The following is an 18,766-nucleotide window of genomic DNA, read 5'->3' on the forward strand; positions in this document are numbered from 1 at the left end:
GAGCGTCAGCTCGAGTAGGCCGAATTTTCGTGCACGTATTCGTGGGTGAGGTCATTGGTCCAGATGGTCGCTGCCTCGGACCCGGCGTTGAGGTTGATCTCGACGGTGACGAGCCGGCCTGTGAGGTCCACCAGTTCGCGGGGCTCCCCGATGCCGCCGTCGCGGCAGATCTGCACGCCGTTCATGGCCACGTCGAGGCGGTCGGGTTCGAAGGCAGCGCTGGTAGTGCCCACCGCCGCCAGCACCCGGCCCCAGTTGGGGTCGGCGCCGAAGATGGCGGCCTTGAAGAGGTTGGAGCGGGCCACCGCGCGTCCCACCATCTCGGCGTCATCCTCGGTGGCTGCGTTGAACGTCCGGATGGCGATGGTGTGGCTGGCGCCCTCGGCATCCTCGATGAGCTGGTGGGCCAGTGAGGCGCAGACGCCGGTGAGTGCCTCGGCGAACTGCACCGGATCCGGCCGGACGCCGCTCGCCCCCGAGGCGAGCAGCACCACGGTGTCATTGGTGGACATGCAGCCGTCCGAGTCCGCGCGGTCGAAGGTGACCCGGGTGGCGGCGCGCAGTGCCGTATCGAGCACGGCAGGGTCGAGGACGGCGTCAGTGGTGAGAACCACGAGCATGGTCGCGAGTCCGGGCGCGAGCATTCCCGCTCCCTTCGCCATGCCTCCGATGGTGTAGCCCTCGCTCGCATCATCCTGCGTGGCCGGATAGGACGCGGTCTTGGACACCGAGTCGGTGGTCATGATCGCTTCCGCCGCCGCCCGCCCACCGCCGTCCGAGAGGAGATCCACGGCGCGGCGTACACCGGGCAGCAGCTTGTCCATCGGCAGCTGCTCCCCGATGAGGCCGGTGGAACAGACAAAGACGTCCGTGGCGGACACGCCGAGCGCCTCCGCTGCGAACTCGGCGGTCTGATGCGTGTTCTGGAAACCCTGCGGCCCGGTGCAGGCATTCGCTCCGCCGGAATTGAGGACAACGGCGTCCACCCGCCCGTCGGACACCACCTGGCGTGACCAGTGAACCGGGGCGGCTGCCACCCGGTTGGAAGTGAAGACCGCTGCCGCGTGGCGGTGCGGGCCGTCATTGACGACGACGGCGACATCACGTGCGCCCGTCGACTTCAGTCCTGCGGCGACGCCTGCGGCGCGGAATCCCCTCGGTTCGGTAACGCTCACGGAGCAACTCCTGATCCGGTCAGGCCCGTGGTCTCCGGGAGACCGAGGGCGATATTCATGGACTGGACCGCTCCGCCTGCGGTTCCCTTGGTGAGGTTGTCTATTGCGCAGCTGATGATGACGCGGCCCGCGTGCTCGTCGAAGGCCAACTGGAGCTGCGCCGTGTTCGACCCGAGGACCGATTTGGTGGCGGGCCACTGGCCATCGGGCAGCAGCGTGACGAAGGGTTCGTCGTCGTACGCGGCTTCCCAGGCCTCACGCAGCTGCGCTGCGGTAGTGCCCGCAATAACGCGCGCCGTTGCCGTCGTGAGAATTCCGCGGGCCATGGGAGCGAGCGTGGGCGTGAAGGACACCGTGACCGGTGTTCCGGCTGCCCAGCCGAGCCCCTGCTCGATCTCCGGGGTATGCCGGTGCCCGCCGCCCACTCCGTACGGGCTCATGCCGCCCATCATCTCGGACCCGAGGAGATGGGTTTTCTGTGCCTTGCCCGCTCCGGAGGCACCGGACGCGGACACGATGACGACGTCGTCGGGCTGGAGCAGCCCGGCGGTGAATCCGGGGGTGAGTGCCAACAGAGCGCTGGTGGGGTAACAGCCCGGCACGGCGATGCGGCGTGCGCCGCGCAGCGCCTCGCGGGCGCCGGGAAGTTCGGGGAGCCCGTAGGGCCAGGTTCCGGCATGCGCCGAACCGTAGAAGCGCTGCCAGGTATCGGCGTCTTCGAGCCGGTGGTCGGCGCCGGCATCGATGACCAGCACATCGTCCGGCAGTTGCGCAGCCACCTCGGCGCTGGCCCCGTGCGGCAGCGCCAGGAAGACGACGTCATGTCCGGTGAGGTTGTCGGTGCTGGTTTCCTCAATGATGCGGTCGGCCAGCGAGTGGAGGTGCGGTTGGACCTCGCCCAACCGGCTGCCGGCGCTGCTGTGCGCGGCGATGGCGCCGATGGTCACGTCCGGATGGGTGGAGAGCAGGCGCAAAACCTCGCCGCCGGCGTAGCCGCTTGCTCCTGATACCGCCACGGAAATACTCATGCGTTCCATCGTACAGTAAACCTATTCATACCGACACATATTTATGCATCCATTTGCCGGGCGGGAATGAGTATCCTGCAGGTCCGGTTGGTTCGAGATACGAGCATACGCAACGAGAAGGAGCGCACACCATGCCCATTGCCATCGCCGCTGAACAGGCCGGAGGGCCGGAGGTCCTGAAACCCGTCACCCTGGACCGCCCCACACCGACCGGCACGCAGTTGCTCGTGAAGGTGGCGGCCGTGGGGGTGAACTTCATCGAAACCTACCAGCGGTCCGGGATCTACCAGGTCGAGTACCCGTTCATTCCGGGCGGGGAAGCCGCGGGCGAGGTTATTGAAGTGGGGAGCAAAGCGGAGGGGTTCGCCGTGGGGGACCGCGTTGCCTTCGCCGAAGGAGCGCGCTCCTATGCCGAATACACCCTCGTGGAGGCGGAGAAGGCCCTGCCGGTGCCCGACGGCGTGGATCTGGAGACGGCCGCGGCGGTTCCCCTTCAGGGTATGACGGCGCACTACCTCGTCAACTCCACCTACCCTGTCCAGGCCGGCGAGACGGTGCTCACGCACGCCGGCGCCGGGGGCACCGGGCTTCTGCTGACCCAACTGCTCAAGGCCAAGGGGGCCCGGGTCATCACCACCGTCTCCACGGATGAAAAGGAAGCGCTCGCGCGGGAGGCAGGAGCCGACGTCGTACTCCGCTATGAAGGCTTTCCGGAACGGGTGCGGGAACTGACCAACGGGGCCGGTGTGGACGTGGTCTATGACGGCGTCGGCAAGGCGACCTTCGACGGCTCGCTGGAGTCCCTGAAGGTGCGCGGCATGCTGGTGCTGTTCGGGGCGGCATCCGGTCCGGTGCCCGATTTCAACCTGCAGCGGCTGAACAGCTCCGGCGCCCTGTACGTGACCCGCCCCAGCCTGGCGTTCTACCTGCGGTCTGCCGAGGAACGCCGCTGGCGTTCAGGCGAGGTGTTCGGGGCGGTGGCGGACGGTTCCCTGAAGGTGCGGATCGGCGCCCGCTACGCTCTCAGCGAGGCGGCCCAGGCTCATGAGGACCTTCAGGCACGCAGGACCACCGGGAAGATCCTCCTCGTCCCCTGAGGCGCCTGGCCCTTCCGCCCGGCGTTGAGTTGTCAGGACACACCCCTTTTGAGGTTCCTTTAACGGCGTGTCCTGCCAACTCAACGCGGGGTGGGTCAGCGCTGGACGGCTCCGTGGCGTTCGGCCGCCAGGTGCACGGCCTGGTCGCGGGCAGCGCTGGCCTCATCGGCTGTCAGGGTGCGGTCGGTGGCCCGGAATCGCAGCCCGAACGCGAGCGACTTCTTCCCCTCGCCGATCCCCTGCCCGGAGTAGACGTCGAACAGGTGTACCTCTTCGAGCAGCTCGCCGGCGCCCTCGCGCAGGGTCGCGAGGACCGTGTCCGCGGGCAGTGCGGCGTCCACCACGAGGGCAACGTCCTGGGTGGTGGCCGGGAATGTTGACAGGTGCCGTGCCACGATCACATCGGGTGCGGCCTCGAACAGCAGGTCGGCGTTGATTTCCAGTGCGACGGTGCGCGGCGGGAGGTCCTGGGCCGCGAGGAGTTTAGGATGCAGTTCGCCCGCATAACCGAGCACCTCGCCGCTGCGCAGGCTGACGCGGGCCGTACGGCCGGGGTGGAACGCCCGGTGCTCACCCTGGTCAACCACGAGGTCCACACCGACCACGTCCGCCATGAGACGGATGGTGTCCAGCGCATCCGCCCAGTCCCAGGCGCGCGGGGTGTGGCCGGCGGCCGCCGGTGAGTCCTTGCCGAGGAACACCGCAGCGATGGTCAGCGGCTGCAGGGGCAGCCCGCCATACAGGTTCTCCAGCGTCTCCTCGTCAGGCAGCGCGCCGAGCGGCGGGATAGATTCGGTGCCGAGTCTCTCCTGCGGGAGGAAGACCAGCCCGGCCTCGAAGAGTGCCAGGTCCCGGAAACCACGGGAGGAGTTGCGCTTGGCCACCTCGATCAGGCCCGGGAGGATTGACCGCCGCAGGTAGCTGAACTCGGCGCTCAGCGGATTGGCCAGCTTCACAGCTGGCCCGGTTCCTTCGGCCGCGCCGAACGTGTCATTGGCGTCCTGCGACACGAAGGGGTAGGACAGCACCTCGGTGAGGCCGGAGTCCGCGAGCGCGGCGAGAACACGGCGCCGCTGCTGCTGGGTGCGGGTCAGGCCACGGCCGGGAGGCGCCACCGGAAGGCGCGACGGAATCTGGTCGTAGCCGACCAGCCGCGCGATTTCCTCGGCGAGGTCGTCCTTGATGGTGAGGTCCTGACGCCAGCTTGGCGCTGTGACCCGCCAACCGCCGTCGTACTTCATCACCTCGGCACCAAGGTCCGTAAGTGCACCTTCAACCTGCTCGGGCTCGAAGTCAATGCCGATGCGCTCGGAGGCGTAGCCGGCGGGCAGCTCGATCAGGACCGGTTCCGGCGCCGCACCGACGTCGGTGGCCGAGGCATCGGCCGTGCCGCCGGCGAGCTTCACCAGCAGGTCAACCACCCGCTGCGCCGCGACGTCCGCCACATGCCAGTCAACGCCGCGCTCAAAGCGCTTGGACGCCTCGGAGGGCAGCTTGTGGCGGCGGCGGGCCCGTGCGATGGATACCTCGTCGAAGTGCGCCGATTCCACCAGGACATCCGTGGTGGCATCCGAGACCTCGGTGGCGGCGCCGCCCATCACGCCCGCAATGCCTATGGCACCGGAGCCGTCGGTGATCAGGAGGTCTTCGGGATGCAGCTTGCGCTTGCGGTCATCGAGAGTCACGATCAGCTCGCCGGGGTTCGCCCGGCGCACCACGATGTCTCCGGTCAGCTTGGCGACGTCATAGCAGTGCGTGGGCTGCCCGAGCTCAAGCATGACGTAGTTGGAGATGTCCACCGGCAGGGAGATCGAACGGATTCCGGCCAGCCGCAGCCGGGACACCATCCACTGCGGCGTCGGCCGCGTGGCATCCACGCCGCGCACCACGCGCGCCACGAAACGGTCGCAGCCGTCATTTCCGTAGATAGGCGCCTGATCCTCCAGTCGCACCGGGTAGCCTGCGCCGTCTGCGGAATCAACGACGACGGCGGCAGCCGGGTCGGTGAATGCGGAACCGGTGGCGTGGGCATACTCGCGCGCGATCCCGCGAATGGAGAAGCAGTAGCTGCGGTCGGGAGTCACGTTGATCTCGGCGGCCTGATCATAGAGACCGAGCAGCTCCATGGCATCGGAACCCACCTCGGGATCCAGGCCCAGGGTGGACAGCACCAGGATCCCGTCGTGGTCGTCTCCGATACCGAGCTCACGGACGGAGGCGATCATGCCGGCGGAAACATGGCCATAGGTCTTGCGGGCCGCGATGCGGAAGTCTCCTGGAAGCACAGCTCCCGGAAGGGTGACCACCACCTTGTCCCCCTCGGCGAAGTTGTGCGCACCGCACACAATTCCCTGAACGCCCGAGGGGTCGATGCCGTCAGCGGTGAGGGTCTGCTCAGCGCCTTCGGGGACCACGCGGACCTGGCACCAGTTGATGGTCTTGCCGTTGCTCTGCGGTTCCTTCTCGATGGAGAGAACCTGGCCGACGACGATGGGCCCGGAGAGTGCGTCGGTGGGACGGTGGACGGCCTCTTCCTCCAGGCCCACCTTCACGAGTTCGGCCATGACGTCTTCGGCCGTCGATTCGGCAGGAACCTGGGCGTACTCACGCAGCCAGGACAGTGGAATTCGCATGGTCAGATCTCCATCCCGAAGTGCTCGCTGAAACGTACGTCGCCCTCGATCATGTCCCGCATATCCGAGACCTCGTTGCGGAACATGAGCGTGCGCTCAATGCCCATGCCGAAGGCGAATCCCGAGTACACCTCGGGGTCGATGCCGGCGGCGCGCAGCACATTGGGGTGCACCATGCCGCAGCCTCCCCACTCGATCCACTGCGGGCCGCCCTTGGCGCCGGGGTGCCAGATATCAAGCTCCGCGGAGGGCTCTGTGAAGGGGAAGTAGTTCGGGCGGAGGCGGATGCCGGCGTCGTCGCCGAACATGAGCCGGGCGAAGTGCTCAAGGGTCCCGCGCAGGTCGGCCATGCTCAGGCCCTTGTCGATGGCCAGGCCCTCGAACTGGTGGAACACGGGGGTGTGGGTGGCGTCCAGCTCGTCGGTGCGGAAAACCTTTCCGGGGCACAGGACGTAGATCGGGACCTCCCGCTCCAGCATGGCGCGAACCTGCACCGGCGAGGTGTGGGTCCTCATGAGCAGGTGAGCCTCGGGCGGCTCGATGAAGAAGGTGTCCTGCATTTCGCGTGCCGGGTGGTCCGGCTTGAAGTTCAGTGCGTCGAAGTTGAACCACTCGGACTCGACCTCGGGCCCCTCCGCAATCTCCCAGCCCATGCCGACGAAGATGTCGCTCACGCGCTCCTGCAGGATTGAGAGCGGGTGCCGTGCGCCGGCACGACGACGGCGCGGAGCCGCCGTGACGTCGACGGCCTCCTCGACGAGGATGCGGGCGTCGCGCTCAGCCTCGAGCTCCGTGGTGCGGGCGGCGAGCGCCTGGTTGATGCGCCCGCGGGCGGGGCCGATGTTCTTCCCCGCAGCTGCCTTCTGGTCCTTCGCCAGCGACCCGATCAGCCGGTTCGCGAGGCTCATCGGCGACTTCTCACCCGTGTGGGCGAGGCGCACCGACTTGAGCTGGTCGAGGTCGGCGGCGGCCGCGATGTCGCTCATGGCGCGGTCAACGGCGGCAGCGATCGCTTCGGCGTCCAGGGGATCCGGGGCAACAGCGGGAGTGGACACAGCCGGATAAGCCTCTGGGGCATCCGAGGGCTTGGTGGGTTCAGACATGAGTGTGCTTTTACCTTGGTGTCGTGAGCGCAGTGGGTGCCGGCAGCGGTGGTGCAACAGGTTTCCGGCGGCCCTGTAAGTCTAAGGGACCGCGGGCCGGTATTACTCATAGACTGGCGCCATGAACAGCCGCGACCGACTGCGCTCCGCACTCAACTGGGTGAACGGGTCAACGCTGCTCGGGCTGGCACTCGCGAAGCTGGCGGGCTGTGAGATCCGGCCGGCGCCCCGCGGCCTTCTCTTTGCACACGGCTACTCCCCCGGTCTTCCGAAGGCTTCCGCGTTCACGGTGGGTAACGTTGTGCTGTTCCGTGCGGGGCATGCCGAGGTTGCCCGGCGACCCAGCCTGGTGGCGCACGAGGCACGGCACAGCGCCCAGTACGCCCTGTGTTTCGGCGTGCCGTTCTTCCCCGCCTATTTCTTCTTCGCCGGGTTGTCCTGGCTCCTCACGGGCGACCCCGCTTCACGGAATCCCTTCGAGCGTGCCGCCGGGCTGCAGGCGGGCGGCTACACCGAACGCCCGGTGCGGCCGGCGCTCCGCCGGGTGCTACGGCGCAGGGTCCTGCGACGCGTTAGTGTTCCGCGCCGCATTAGTGTTCCGCACCGGCCGGCACCCGGGCGTCAGCCCCGGCCACCGCGCTTGCCCGGGCAATGATCACCAGCGCCGCGGCCATCTCCCCGACCGGCAGCCCGGGCGCCTGGTGGGCCTCAGCCTGCGGAGTCGAGAAGGGCACGTGGATGAACCCGCCGCGGGCCGCAGAGCCGGCGCGCGCCAACAGGTCCATCAGCCCGTAGAACACGTGATTGCACACGTAGGTCCCGGCGGTCTGGGAGACGGCAGCCGGCAGGCCCGCGTCGGCGAGCGCCTGGAGGCTCCGTTTGAGCGGAAGGGTGCTGAAGTACGCGGCGGGCCCGCCGGCGCGCACCGGTTCATCGACGGGCTGGTTCCCGGCGTTGTCCGGAATGCGGGCATCGTCAACGTTGATCGCGACCCGCTCCAGCGAGATCGCCGGGCGTCCGCCTGCCTGGCCGACGCAGAGCACCAGGGAAGGATTGTGGGCGCGGACCGCCTCGGCCAGGACCTGCAGGCTGTCGCCGAAGACGCAGGGCAGCTGGACGGCTGCCGCCGGTTCCCCGTCAGCCGTCAGCCGGGCTGCGGCCAGCTGCGCCGCCTCCCACGATGGATTGACGGTTTCGCCGCCGAAAGGCTCGAACCCGGTGAGCAGAATCATTCCCCCAGATTAGCGGTGCGCCGTCACGGACAGTGAATGGGAACACATGTTCTAATAAATACATGCGGTGGGACGGACAAAAGATGACGACGACGGCACGCACCCTGAGTGAACCGGAGCCGCTGGTACCCCTTGCCGGGCTGGTGCGGTCCGTCCAAACACCCGACTTCGCGGGGATCACATTCCACGAGGTACTGGCCAAGTCGGCGCTCAACCGGGTTCCGAAAACCTCCGGGATGCCGTTCTCCTGGACGGTGAATCCGTACCGGGGATGCTCACACGCGTGCGTGTACTGCTTCGCCCGGAAGACGCACAGCTACCTGAACCTCGACACCGGGCTGGACTTCGATTCGCAGGTGGTCGTGAAGACCAACGTCGGTGACGTACTCGGGCGTGAAGTGTCCAAGGCGTCCTGGGCCAGGGAACACGTGGCCATGGGCACCAACACCGACCCGTACCAGCGGGCCGAGGGCAGGTACCGGCTGATGCCGGACATCATCCGCGCACTGGCTGACAGCGGAACACCGTTTTCCATCCTCACCAAGGGAACGCTTCTCAGCCGGGACATTCCGCTGCTCAAGCGGGCAGGCACGCAGGTCAGTGTCGGCATGGGCATCTCGCTTGCCGTCCTGGACCCGGATCTGGCACACGCGGTGGAACCCGGCACACCGACTCCCCGTGCACGCGTGGACCTCATTACGCGGTTGCGGAACGCCGGGTTGCCCTGCGGGGTGATGGCAATGCCCATCCTGCCGTGGCTGACTGACAGTGATGAAGCGCTGGATGCGCTTTTCGGTGCTCTCGCCGCCGCCGGGGCAACGGGCGTGTCCGCCGGAGCGCTGCACCTGCGGCCCGGTGCCCGTGAGTGGTACCTGGAGTGGCTCGCGAAGACGCACCCCACGCTCATTGGCCGCTACCGGCGTCTCTATCGCGGCGGCACGTACGCCTCGTCCGAGTACCGCGCGTGGCTGTCGGAGCGTGTGCGGGTGCACCGGCGTCGTCATGGGTTGTCCGCAGGCGCACGCTTCTTCAGGGAGGATGCGGGCGCTCCCGGAACCGCACGCCCGGATCAGCGGACCGTTCCGGAAGCGGTCACCGAGCCCACACTCTTTTAGTCCCTCGCCTCGGAGAGGTCCCCGACCGGGACGATCATCTCGAGCAGCGCATCCACGATCGGGCGGTCCGCGGGAATCCAGGGCAGCTCCGTCAGCTCGCCGGTGTCCTTGAGATCCACCCAGCGAAGTTCATCATGATCCTGCAGCGCGGCAGGCACGCCCGCGGTGATGACGGCCAGCCAGACCCGCATGACGGCAGAATCATTGAGCGGCCAGCCCTCCGGGTCCGGCCCCTCAAGCTCAGCGCCTACCTGCACGTCCACGCCCAGTTCCTCGCGAACTTCACGCTGGAGCGCCTCGATGTCGTCCTCGTCGGGCTCCACCTTGCCGCCAGGAAACTCCCATTGCCCCGCGAACTGTTCGGGAGCGGTGCGCCGGGCAGCGAGCAGCCTGGCGGGTGCGGCGAGGGAATCCACAATGGCGGCGCCGACAATCTGTTTGCGCTGGGTATCGGTCATCCCGCCAGTCTAGGTGCCGCGCAGCGCCTGGTCAGAAGATCGCATTGATGCCGTTCCAGCCGGTGCCGAGCGGTGAACGCGGGAGCCAGCCCGAGCGGCCGTTGCCGGGATAAAGCCACAGTGCGCCGCCGGTGTCCCGCGCGGCGATATCGGGGATCCGGTCGCCATTGAGGTCCCCCGCGCCGACGATAGCCGTCATGGAGTTCCAGCCGTGTCCGGCACGGACCCTCGGCAGCCAGCCGCCCGTACCGTTGCCCGGGTACACCCACAGGATTCCTGCGGCGTCCCGGGCAAGAACGTCGCTCGTGCGGTCACCATTGAGGTCACCCGGAGCAACGATACGGCTGAACGCGTTCCAACCGCTCCCCACCCGGAGCCTCGGCAGCCAGCCGCCCGAACCGTTACCCCGGTACAGCCACAGAACCCCTGCGGCATCCCGCGCGAGCAGGTCCACCCGCTCATCACCGTTGAAGTCCCCCGGAGCGACGATGCTGGTGAAACCGCTCCAGCCGTGACCGACGCGGAGTGGTGACAGCCAGCCGCCGGTTCCGTTGCCCCGGTACAGCCAGAGCACACCGGCGCCGTCCCGGGCAATCACGTCGGACGGACCGTCACCGTTGAAGTCCCCGAGGGTCTCCAGGGCGTTGAAGATGCCCCAGCCGTTGCCGATCTGGACTCCCGGGTTCAATCCGCCGGCACCGTTGCCCGCATACAGCCGCAGCGCGCCGGTCGAGCCGACGCGCGCCAGGATGTCGTTGCGCCAGTCACCGTTGAATTCGGCGGTTGAACCGCTCAGCGTCGATGCGGGGATCGGCAGCGGTGTGAAGGCGTACGGTTCGCACGTGCGGTCGTAGTCCCGCACGTCGTCATACCACTGCGAGATGTAGACCCGCCCGGCGGAGAAACTGGGCGGGAAACACCGGTCCAGCGCCTCGGTCGGATAATCCAGCCGCCCCGCGGTTGCCCAGACGGGAACACCGGTCAACCGCCAGGGACCAACGATCTCCTGCCAGCCGGCCGCGTAGGAGTAGAACCCGTAGGAGAAGCCTGCGTCCCGGAGTCCGCGCATCAGACCCTCAATGACGTACCGGTTGTCCAGGCGTTGGGCCACGGTGGCAGACGGCCAGGGCTGGGCCGGGCGGGGTTCGACGTCGATCCACACCACCGGCGGACGGAAGCCGATCCGGCTCATGCTCTGGATGGCGAAGCGGGCCTCGGAGTAGCCGACGTTGGAAAGCCTGCCTGCGTGCGTGGTGGAGGACCAGGGTCCCTGGCCGCCGTAGGTGGCGAGCTGCGCCGCCGTCGGATAGGTTCCCATCGCGTAGCCATGCGCCGGCTTGCCGTTGGTGCGCGCCCAGGCTGCCTGGTCAGCGAGGCAGGGATTCTCGGTGAAGGCAAGACCGCGGGTCAGCCCGATGATCACGAACCGGGATTCCGGCGGAGGTAGCGGCAGCCCGAAGCCGCCCTGCGCCGTCGGGCATTGCGGCCACGAGATGTCGTGGCCGAACAGGGGTGCCGCGTGGGCAGCGGGCAGGGTGCCGCCCAGCATCCCCAGGATGAGGCTCACCGACAGCAGGCAGACAGCGGCGGCCCGGCGGAGGAAGGACGGCGGCGCGGGGGACATCCAATCGTGCCGTACCCTCGATGGTTCCCGGAACAATCCGGAGATATTCAACGACTGTGGGGATGTCTCATGCATGGCTCCGCGCTCCTCGTGCCGGTCCAATCTTAGAGCCGATGAATGCCCTGCAAAGGGTGCGGCTTGGGATCGTTTTGGCATCGATCCGGTCTCGGACCCGTAAACTGGTCAGATACCCAGGTCATCCAATCCCTGCTCAACGATGCGCGGCCAAGATACCGGCGCCGGCCAGGCGCTTTCCGTCGTCGAAACGAGCCCCGTGCCAGCACTGCCTGCCCAGAAATCAACCGCCAACCTTGTCCTGGCCATCCTCGCGCTGGCCGTCGGAGGGTTCGGAATCGGCACCACGGAGTTCGCCATCATGGGCCTGCTGCCGTTCATGGTGGCTGATCTGGGCGTTGACATCCCCGCCGGCGGGCACGTCATCTCCGCCTACGCCCTCGGTGTGGTGGTCGGCGCCCCGCTGCTGTCAACGCTCGGCGCACGGTTGCCGCACAAACGGGTCGCGCTGGCGCTGATGCTGCTGTTCACGCTGGGGAACCTCTCGTCCTACATCGCCACCGACTACGGCTGGCTCCTGCTTTCCCGCTTCATCTCCGGGCTTCCCCATGGCGCCTTTTTCGGGGTCGCAGCGGTGATCGCGGCTTCCCTGTCCGCGCCGACCAGACGTGCACGTGCGGTGGCGATGGTGATGATGGGGTTGAGCGTGGCCAACGTGGTCGGCGTGCCGTTTGCCACCTGGCTCGGGCAGCAGTTCGGCTGGCGGACAATGTTTCTCCTCGTGGGCCTCATCGGAATCCTGACGCTTGGGATGATCACGCGCTTTGTGCCCCACCAGGACGTGCGTGACGGCGCGAGCATCACCGGCGAGCTCGGCGCCCTGAAGCGCGGGCAGGTCTGGATGACGCTGCTCATCGGCACTGTGGGTTTCGGCGGCTTCTTCGCGGTGTACACCTACATTGCGCCGACCATGACAGAGGTAGCCGGTGTCTCCGAGAACCTGCTCCCGGTCGTCGTCGCGCTCTATGGGCTGGGCATGGTGGCAGGCAACATCGTGGGCGGGCGTCTGGCGGATATCTCGGTACTGGGAACCATCTACTGGGTGATGGGCAGCATCTCGGTGTGTTTGCTGGTTTTCGCCTTCGCCGTGCAGTGGGCGCCCACGGCGCTGCTTTTCGTCTTCCTCGTCGGCGCGATCGGATCATCGTTGATTCCCTCACTGCAGGTACGCCTGATGGACGTCTCCCCCGATGCGCCGTCACTCGCGTCCTCCATGAATCATGCGGCGCTCAACACGGCCAATGCGCTGGGCGCCTTCCTGGGCGGTGCCGTGATCGCCTTCGGCTGGGGTTACACGGCCCCTGCGCTGGTGGGTGCCGTCCTGGCGGCTTTCGGTCTCGGCGTGGCGCTGCTCAGCGGCCGGATGGACCGGAACCGGCCGTCCGTGGACCCGGTTCCGGTCCCCGCAGCCCGCTGACCCTCCGGCCAGCTGAGCTAGCGTCCTTCGAGGCGCTGGGCGCGGGCGGACGCGTACAGGCAGACCGTCGCTGCCGTTCCCACGTTCAGGCTCTCGGCGCTTCCGTAGATTGGCACCGAGACCCTGTAGTCGGCCGCCTGCAGCACGTCCTGGCCCAGCCCCTGCGCCTCGTTTCCGAAGAGCCACGCGGTGGGAGCTTCCAGGAATGGGCCGCCCGCATCGGGGCTGTCCGTGCTGCCGATTGACGGGGCGAGGCGCCGGGCGGCGCTGGCGTCCTGGAGTCGGTCCAGGTTCCACGTTCCGTACCCGTCGGCAGCGAGCAGGGTGACCGCACGATCCGACAGCTCCCTGAGCAGCGTGCCGGGGTCGATGCCGACGACGACGGGCAGGTGAAAGAGGGAACCGACGGTGGAACGCACTGCCTTGGGATTGTAGATGTCCACGCTTCCACTGGTGAGGACCACGGCGTCGGCGCCTGCCGAGTCAGCAGCACGCAGGATGGTTCCCGCGTTTCCCGGATCCCGTACCTCCACGAGGACGGCGATCAGCCGGGGACGCCGCTGAAGAACCACCGTTAGCGGGGAATCAATGAACCGGCACACGGCCACAGCCCCCTGCGGCGTGACGGTCGAGCTCATCTCCGCGAGGACTTCCGGGGTCACCATGCGCGGCGGCACTACAGAACCGAACTCCGGATAACGCTCCAGGGTTTCGGCCGTCAGGTACACCTCGTCGACGACGGCGGCCTCACCCGCCGTGCGCCGCGTCTGGTGGAGACGCAGAGCCTCCCTCACCGCCTGCGGGCCCTCGGCAAGAAATCGCTTCTGCCTTAAACGCGCCGAACGCCCCGCAAGCTTCGCTACTTCCCTCACCCGATCGGCTCGGGGATTTGTCAGTAGCGGCGCCTGGGGGCGTTCGGAAGCATTCATGAATTAATCAACCGGTTCGCAGGAGCCGGCTGGGTGTGCAGGTTAGGCCCGCACCGGTGCCGAGGTGTCAGCCGGCAGCGAATCCTTGGCGATCTGCACCAGAGCCGCGAACGCGTTGGCGTCAGTCACGGCGAGGTCGGCCAGCATACGGCGGTCCACCTCAACGCCGGCGGCCTTCAGGCCTTGGATCAGGCGGTTGTAGGTCAGGCCGTTGGCGCGGGATGCAGCGTTGATGCGCTGGATCCAGAGACGGCGGAAATCGCCCTTGCGCTTGCGGCGGTCGCCGTAGCTGTAGACGAACGAGTGGAGCAGCTGCTCCTTTGCCTTGCGGTACAGGCGCGAACGCTGACCGCGGTAGCCTTTGGCGCGCTCAAGAATAACCCGACGCTTTTTGTGGGCATTGACCGCCCGCTTCACACGTGCCACGTGCGTACTCCTTCGATTGATCGTCCGGGCGTTCCATCCCTGCGGCGTGAGTGCCGTATTCAGGGTGCCCGGAAGTGGTGGGTGTGCTTGTTAGACGCCGAGCATCTTCTTGATGACCTTGGTGTCAGCCTTGGACACGATCTGGTCACTGGCCAGACGGCGCGTCAGCGTGGAGGGCTTGTGCTCCAGGTAGTGGCGGCGGTTGGCCTGCTGGCGCTTGAGCTTGCCGCTGCCGGTCAGCTTGAAGCGCTTCTTGGCGCCACTGTGGGTCTTCATCTTCGGCATGGAAACCGATCTCCTTTGGTTTCCGCCGGCACTTTGCCGGCGGCTCTTGCGGTATCCGCAGCGGACTGCGGTGCTTACGTGTTGCCTCGCTGCCTGGACGGCAGCCGGCTCCTAGTTGGAACCCGAGGGCTTCGGACGGTTCGGCGAGCCCTTGGCTGGGGCTGCCTTTCCGGTTGGTTTGGGTGCAGCGGCGGGCCTTGGCTTCGGCGTTGCGGGCTTCGGAGTTGCCGTCGGCTTTGCAGGGGCAGCCGAGGCGGGCTTCGGTGCAGCTGCCGCGGGCTTGGGTGCAGCGGCTTCCTTGGGCGCGGCAGCCTTCGGCGCAGCGGCCTTGGGAGCAGCTTCTTCCTTGGGCGCCGCAGCCTTCGGCGCAGCGGCCTTGGGAGCAGCTTCTTCCTTCGGAGCAGCAGCCTTCGGAGCAGCTTCTTCCTTCGGAGCAGCAGCCTTGGGAGCAGCTTCTTCCTTCGGAGCAGCAGCCTTCGGAGCAGCTTCTTCCTTCGCAGCGGCAGGCGCCTCGGTAACCGGCGTTTCCACGGAGGGAGCCTCAGCCCCCGGCGCGGATGCGCTGCCGGCTGAACGAACCTCCTCGGGCAACAGGTCCCCGATGCTCTGGGTCATCGGCGCGGAGGAAGAGGTGTCCACCTTGTCCTTCGGGGACTGGTTGGAGGCCTTCGACTCGGCACGCTGTGCAGCGCGGCGCGCCTCGGCCTTCGCCTCCGCCTTGTTCTTGACCGGTCCGATCACCATGACCATGTTTCGGCCGTCGATCCGCGGCGTCGATTCGACAACCCCGACCTCGGCCACATCTTCAGCGAAGCGCTGCAGGAGACGGATTCCCATCTCGGGGCGCTGCTGCTCGCGGCCGCGGAACTGGATCATCGCCTTGACCTTGTCTCCCGCTCCGAGGAAGCGGATGGCGTGGCCGCGCTTGGTCTCGTAGTCGTGGGTATCGATCTTCAGCCGGAAACGAATTTCCTTCAGCACGGTGTTGGTCTGGTTCTTGCGCGCCTCACGCGCCTTCACCGCCGCCTCGTACTTGTACTTACCAAAATCCATGAGCTTGGCTACCGGGGGCTTCGCCTGCGGTGCAACCTCAACAAGATCAAGGTCGGACTCAGCGGCGAGTCGGAGGGCGTCTTCAATGCGGACGATTCCAACCTGTTCACCCGCAGGCCCTACCAACCGCACCTCTGGGACGCGGATACGATCATTGATTCTTGGCTCGCTAATGTGCTGCTCCTGATGTCCGTCGAAAACTGTGACCACATACAAAGGAGAAGGCCCCCAACTGCATGCGCAATCGAAGGCCTCGGATATCAGTGCGTCCGCGGCAAACCCTCCAGGGGCTGCCCGAGCACCGACCTGAACCCGGCTGCCTGTAGTTGCCTCGGGGGCAACGGCGGCAATCGCGGGTGGGAGAGGACTCCGCTTGCATATTGGTGATCTTTTTCATGCCGTTCCAGGCCACAAAAAATAACGACCCCCAATCGGTCTGTGACAAGCTTACCAGCATGAGCACAGCAGACAGTAATTCCGATGCCACCCGCCACACCTTCGAGTCGGCGGAGGAGACTCGCGCAGCCTCCGGCGCCGCGTCGGATCACGTTCGAGACATCGCCGAGGTTCCGGCCGTGGAGGTCATTACGACGTCGGCAGTCCACCTGATGAGCGCTGCAGCCGTCAAGTGCGGCCTCGCCGAAGGAACCGACGCCGAGACGTACAAGGACCTCGACGAGGCCCGGAAGCTGATCACAGCGCTGGCGGGATTCATCACTGCGGCCGCTCCGGAGATCGGCAGCCAGCACGCCGGCCCCCTGCGCGACGGGCTGCGGTCGCTGCAGCTCGCCTTCCGCGAGGCCTCGCTCATCCCGGATGCACCGGGCCAGGGGCCCGGCGAGAAGTTCACCGGACCGGTCAACTAGCGGCCCAGCGTTACAGGGAGCGCCGTCGTCGTGCCTGCTGCGCTCCCAGGCCCAGCAGGCTCAGGGCGGCGGTAGCTGCTCCCACCGCAACGAAACCGCCCCACGGTCCCACCGAATCGATCATCAGGCCGGCCGCCGGCGCTCCGAGCGCCACGCCGGAGGTCAGCGCCGAGCCGTACCAGCCCATGGCCTCTCCCCTGCGTTCCTCCGCAACGAGGTGCGCAATCCTCTCCGAGGCGGCGGAGAGGACGGGGGCGCAGAGCAGACCCGGCGCGATGGACAGCAAGGCCAGCACGAAAGTGCTGTCGGCGAAGCCCATGGGGATGGTGAGCACGCTCATCAGCAGGAGCAGAACCAGCGGCGAGATGGGCCGGTGCATCGCGCCGTAGACCAGGCCGCCCACCACGGAAGCCGAACACCAGGCGAGGAAGACCCACCCGAGCTCGAAGGCGCGGCCGTCGTCCTCGAGCACGGCGATGATCCCGACGTCGGTGCCAGCAAGAACCATTCCCGCGCCCGCAGCGACTACCAGCACCACTGCCACCGGCAGGGTGAGCCACGCGAAGCTGTGCGCCACCCGCGCCCGGGCACGGGTAGCCCGTGCCGGCCGGGCTCCGGGCACCAGCTCGGCCGATGCCTCCCACACATGCGCCGGCGCGGCCGCAACCATCACCTCGACAGCTGCGGCATCATCCTGCGCCGCCGTCGGCGCAGCGGCAACGGCTCCCGGCTGGGCGCTTCGCGTAGGCGGGTTGAACCACATGAGGAACAGCCCGGCCACGGCGGTGGAAAGCCCGACGACGGTCAGGCCCAGCACGGTCGAGACCTGGGTGGCCAGTACGGCTCCCAGCGCCGGCCCGCCCATGAAGATCACTTCGGTTGCGACGGCGTCGAGGGTAAAAGCGGTACGCCGAGAGTCACCGCTGACGAGGACGCCGAGTGACTGGCGGACCACTGAAAACACGGGAAGGGTGAAGACCCCGCCGACGAGGGCAGCGAGGAGCAGCCATTCGTAGGTCAGGTGGGGTGCCACCGACCAGATCACGGCCTCTGCGATCACTGACGGGATCAGCGCGACCCTCAGCCCGGCCAGGTCCACGCGCCGGCCACGCCAGGGGGCGCCGACGGCGATTCCGATGGTCATCACAGCCGCCACGGCTCCGGCCTCGGCGTAGCCCCGGTCAAGCGTCTGGACAACGTGCAGGGTCAGCAGCACCCCTGCGGCGGAGTGCGGGAAACGCGCGATCATGCCCACCAGCAGAAGACGGCGGACAGGGACAATCCTCAGGAGTTCCCGGTAGACAGCAAAGTTCAACGTTCATCATCTTTCACGCGGGCTCGGCCGCGGAAAGGATCAGCGGGTGAGCCGGATTTCGAGCGAGTCCACCCGCTCGACAAAGTCCTGCAGATTCTGGAGACGGTCCTGGAGTTCGCGAGTCAATGAGCGGACGTCTTCCTGCGCGAGGCCTGCCTCCAGCACGAGCGTCAGGCACAATTCCGGGCCGGGGCCACCGCCTCCGATTACTTTACCGGCAGCCGTGCGGCTTGGAACGCCGCTGCCGGGGGTCAGCTCCACCCTGCGGATACGGCCGTCTTCAGGGACTGCCCCGCCGACAAGCTGTGCCAGTTCCGGATCCGCGTACGACGGCGTCCACTCCTTTTGCTGTGCTAGCGCCCAGAGCGCCGGACGGCGGACCACGAAGGTCGCTTCCCCGCCGGGATCGACGACCATGAGTTCCGCGTTCTCTGCAGCTGCGGCCAGTGCCGCCCGGGCGGCAAACACCGCAACGGGCCGCGCATCGGAATGCCACCGCTCCAGCCCCGCGGTGGATGTGAAGACGGGCAGGGCGCTGCGTCCGTCCGGGGCCTTGATGGTGACAAGGGCCATGTCGGCCTCCTTGTCCCCCTCGGCGTGCCTTTCCCCTTGGGAATGCGGGGAATGCGCCTGCGCGCCGGCCTGCTCCTCATCACCGAGTTGGGCGATGACGGGCACAAAGACCCGGACCCCGGCCAGCGCGCGCACGACCGCCGCTTCACCGTCGGCACCGTTGAGCAACGCCTCGAGCGCGGCCGCGTACGGCGCAGGCACCGCGCCGTCGTCCTTGTCGAACGTGTGCAGCGGATTGCCGTCGCCGGAGAGGTCCCTGCCCTGCCAGGGGCGGCCGGCGGAGTCGGCGACATTGCCCTGGAGCGGCGCCGTCCCGTTGAGCGCCGCCTCGATATGGGCGGGGAGCCTACGCTCGGGCATGC

General features: G+C 67.4%; 18 protein-coding genes. 5 read left to right on the plus strand and 13 right to left on the minus strand.

The window, feature by feature from the left end; genetic code table 11:
• Positions 1–5 precede the first annotated feature (5 nt).
• Together argJ and argC are read right to left on the minus strand one after the other, a co-directional pair.
• Positions 6–1,175, minus strand: a complete 1,170-nt coding sequence (gene argJ / locus BLS52_RS06280; RefSeq protein ID WP_090585244.1) for a bifunctional glutamate N-acetyltransferase/amino-acid acetyltransferase ArgJ — start codon at positions 1,173–1,175, stop codon at positions 6–8.
• The gene (gene argC, locus BLS52_RS06285; protein ID WP_090585247.1) at positions 1,172–2,203 is read right to left on the minus strand and encodes an N-acetyl-gamma-glutamyl-phosphate reductase; all 1,032 of its coding nucleotides are present in this window, start codon (positions 2,201–2,203) and stop codon (positions 1,172–1,174) included. Before argC ends, argJ begins: the two co-directional genes overlap by 4 nt.
• A 131-nt stretch (positions 2,204–2,334) precedes the next feature.
• On the opposite strand from argC, the gene BLS52_RS06290 reads away from it, so the two are divergent.
• Positions 2,335–3,300: a quinone oxidoreductase family protein gene (locus tag BLS52_RS06290; RefSeq protein WP_090585249.1), complete on the plus strand. Its 966-nt coding sequence runs from the start codon at positions 2,335–2,337 to the stop codon at positions 3,298–3,300.
• A gap of 95 nt (positions 3,301–3,395) precedes the next feature.
• Here the strand turns inward: BLS52_RS06290 and pheT are convergent, their stop codons facing one another.
• Positions 3,396–5,933, minus strand: a complete 2,538-nt coding sequence (gene pheT, locus BLS52_RS06295; protein ID WP_090585251.1) for a phenylalanine--tRNA ligase subunit beta — start codon at positions 5,931–5,933, stop codon at positions 3,396–3,398.
• Between the two features lie 2 nt (positions 5,934–5,935).
• Positions 5,936–7,036 carry a phenylalanine--tRNA ligase subunit alpha gene (gene pheS / locus BLS52_RS06300; protein WP_090585253.1) on the minus strand — a complete coding sequence of 367 codons (1,101 nt, stop codon included), beginning with the start codon at positions 7,034–7,036 and terminating at the stop codon, positions 5,936–5,938.
• A gap of 121 nt (positions 7,037–7,157) precedes the next feature.
• Here pheS and BLS52_RS06305 point away from each other — a divergent pair, with 121 nt between their 5' ends.
• Positions 7,158–7,691 carry an eCIS core domain-containing protein gene (locus tag BLS52_RS06305; RefSeq protein WP_139186228.1) on the plus strand — a complete coding sequence of 178 codons (534 nt, stop codon included), beginning with the start codon at positions 7,158–7,160 and terminating at the stop codon, positions 7,689–7,691.
• Here the strand turns inward: BLS52_RS06305 and pcp are convergent.
• Positions 7,627–8,268: a pyroglutamyl-peptidase I gene (gene pcp / locus BLS52_RS06310; protein WP_090585255.1), complete on the minus strand. Its 642-nt coding sequence runs from the start codon at positions 8,266–8,268 to the stop codon at positions 7,627–7,629. The two genes, BLS52_RS06305 and pcp, sit on opposite strands and share 65 nt — an antisense overlap.
• Before the next feature lie 62 nt (positions 8,269–8,330).
• Between pcp and BLS52_RS06315 the strand changes: the two genes are divergently transcribed.
• Positions 8,331–9,383 (plus strand): Rv2578c family radical SAM protein, encoded by a 1,053-nt coding sequence (locus BLS52_RS06315; RefSeq protein WP_090585257.1) that lies wholly within the window; start codon positions 8,331–8,333, stop codon positions 9,381–9,383.
• On the opposite strand, the gene BLS52_RS06320 is transcribed toward BLS52_RS06315, so the two are convergent.
• Together BLS52_RS06320 and BLS52_RS06325 are read right to left on the minus strand one after the other, a co-directional pair.
• Complete coding sequence (locus tag BLS52_RS06320; RefSeq protein WP_090585259.1) at positions 9,380–9,841, minus strand: (deoxy)nucleoside triphosphate pyrophosphohydrolase; 462 nt, start codon at positions 9,839–9,841, stop codon at positions 9,380–9,382. The two genes, BLS52_RS06315 and BLS52_RS06320, sit on opposite strands and share 4 nt — an antisense overlap.
• A 31-nt stretch (positions 9,842–9,872) precedes the next feature.
• Positions 9,873–11,540, minus strand: a complete 1,668-nt coding sequence (locus tag BLS52_RS06325; RefSeq protein ID WP_245702727.1) for an FG-GAP-like repeat-containing protein — start codon at positions 11,538–11,540, stop codon at positions 9,873–9,875.
• Between the two features lie 142 nt (positions 11,541–11,682).
• Between BLS52_RS06325 and BLS52_RS06330 the strand changes: the two genes are divergently transcribed.
• Positions 11,683–12,957, plus strand: coding sequence for an MFS transporter (locus tag BLS52_RS06330; protein WP_090585263.1), 1,275 nt, complete (start codon positions 11,683–11,685; stop codon positions 12,955–12,957).
• A 17-nt stretch (positions 12,958–12,974) separates the two neighbouring features.
• Here BLS52_RS06330 and BLS52_RS06335 read toward each other — a convergent pair whose 3' ends face one another.
• From BLS52_RS06335 to infC, 4 genes are all read right to left on the minus strand, one after another.
• Positions 12,975–13,886, minus strand: coding sequence for a TrmH family RNA methyltransferase (locus tag BLS52_RS06335; protein WP_090585265.1), 912 nt, complete (start codon positions 13,884–13,886; stop codon positions 12,975–12,977).
• A gap of 42 nt (positions 13,887–13,928) precedes the next feature.
• Positions 13,929–14,312, minus strand: a complete 384-nt coding sequence (rplT, locus tag BLS52_RS06340) for a 50S ribosomal protein L20 (protein ID WP_026545493.1) — start codon at positions 14,310–14,312, stop codon at positions 13,929–13,931.
• Between the two features lie 90 nt (positions 14,313–14,402).
• Positions 14,403–14,597: a 50S ribosomal protein L35 gene (gene rpmI, locus BLS52_RS06345; protein WP_026545492.1), complete on the minus strand. Its 195-nt coding sequence runs from the start codon at positions 14,595–14,597 to the stop codon at positions 14,403–14,405.
• A gap of 111 nt (positions 14,598–14,708) precedes the next feature.
• Positions 14,709–15,782 carry a translation initiation factor IF-3 gene (gene infC / locus BLS52_RS06350; RefSeq protein ID WP_245702728.1) on the minus strand — a complete coding sequence of 358 codons (1,074 nt, stop codon included), beginning with the start codon at positions 15,780–15,782 and terminating at the stop codon, positions 14,709–14,711.
• Positions 15,783–16,105: 323 nt separating this feature from the next.
• Here infC and BLS52_RS06355 point away from each other — a divergent pair, with 323 nt between their 5' ends.
• Entirely contained in the window at positions 16,106–16,516 is a 411-nt protein-coding gene (locus tag BLS52_RS06355) for a DUF1844 domain-containing protein (RefSeq protein WP_026545491.1), read from the plus strand.
• A 10-nt stretch (positions 16,517–16,526) separates the two neighbouring features.
• On the opposite strand, the gene BLS52_RS06360 is transcribed toward BLS52_RS06355, so the two are convergent.
• Positions 16,527–17,831: an MFS transporter gene (locus BLS52_RS06360; protein ID WP_090585267.1), complete on the minus strand. Its 1,305-nt coding sequence runs from the start codon at positions 17,829–17,831 to the stop codon at positions 16,527–16,529.
• A 39-nt stretch (positions 17,832–17,870) separates the two neighbouring features.
• Positions 17,871–18,764, minus strand: a complete 894-nt coding sequence (locus BLS52_RS06365) for an SseB family protein (protein ID WP_090585268.1) — start codon at positions 18,762–18,764, stop codon at positions 17,871–17,873.
• Positions 18,765–18,766 lie beyond the last annotated feature (2 nt).

Origin of the sequence: Arthrobacter subterraneus (assembly GCF_900099735.1) — a bacterium.
Classification (GTDB): domain Bacteria; phylum Actinomycetota; class Actinomycetes; order Actinomycetales; family Micrococcaceae; genus Arthrobacter_D; species Arthrobacter_D subterraneus.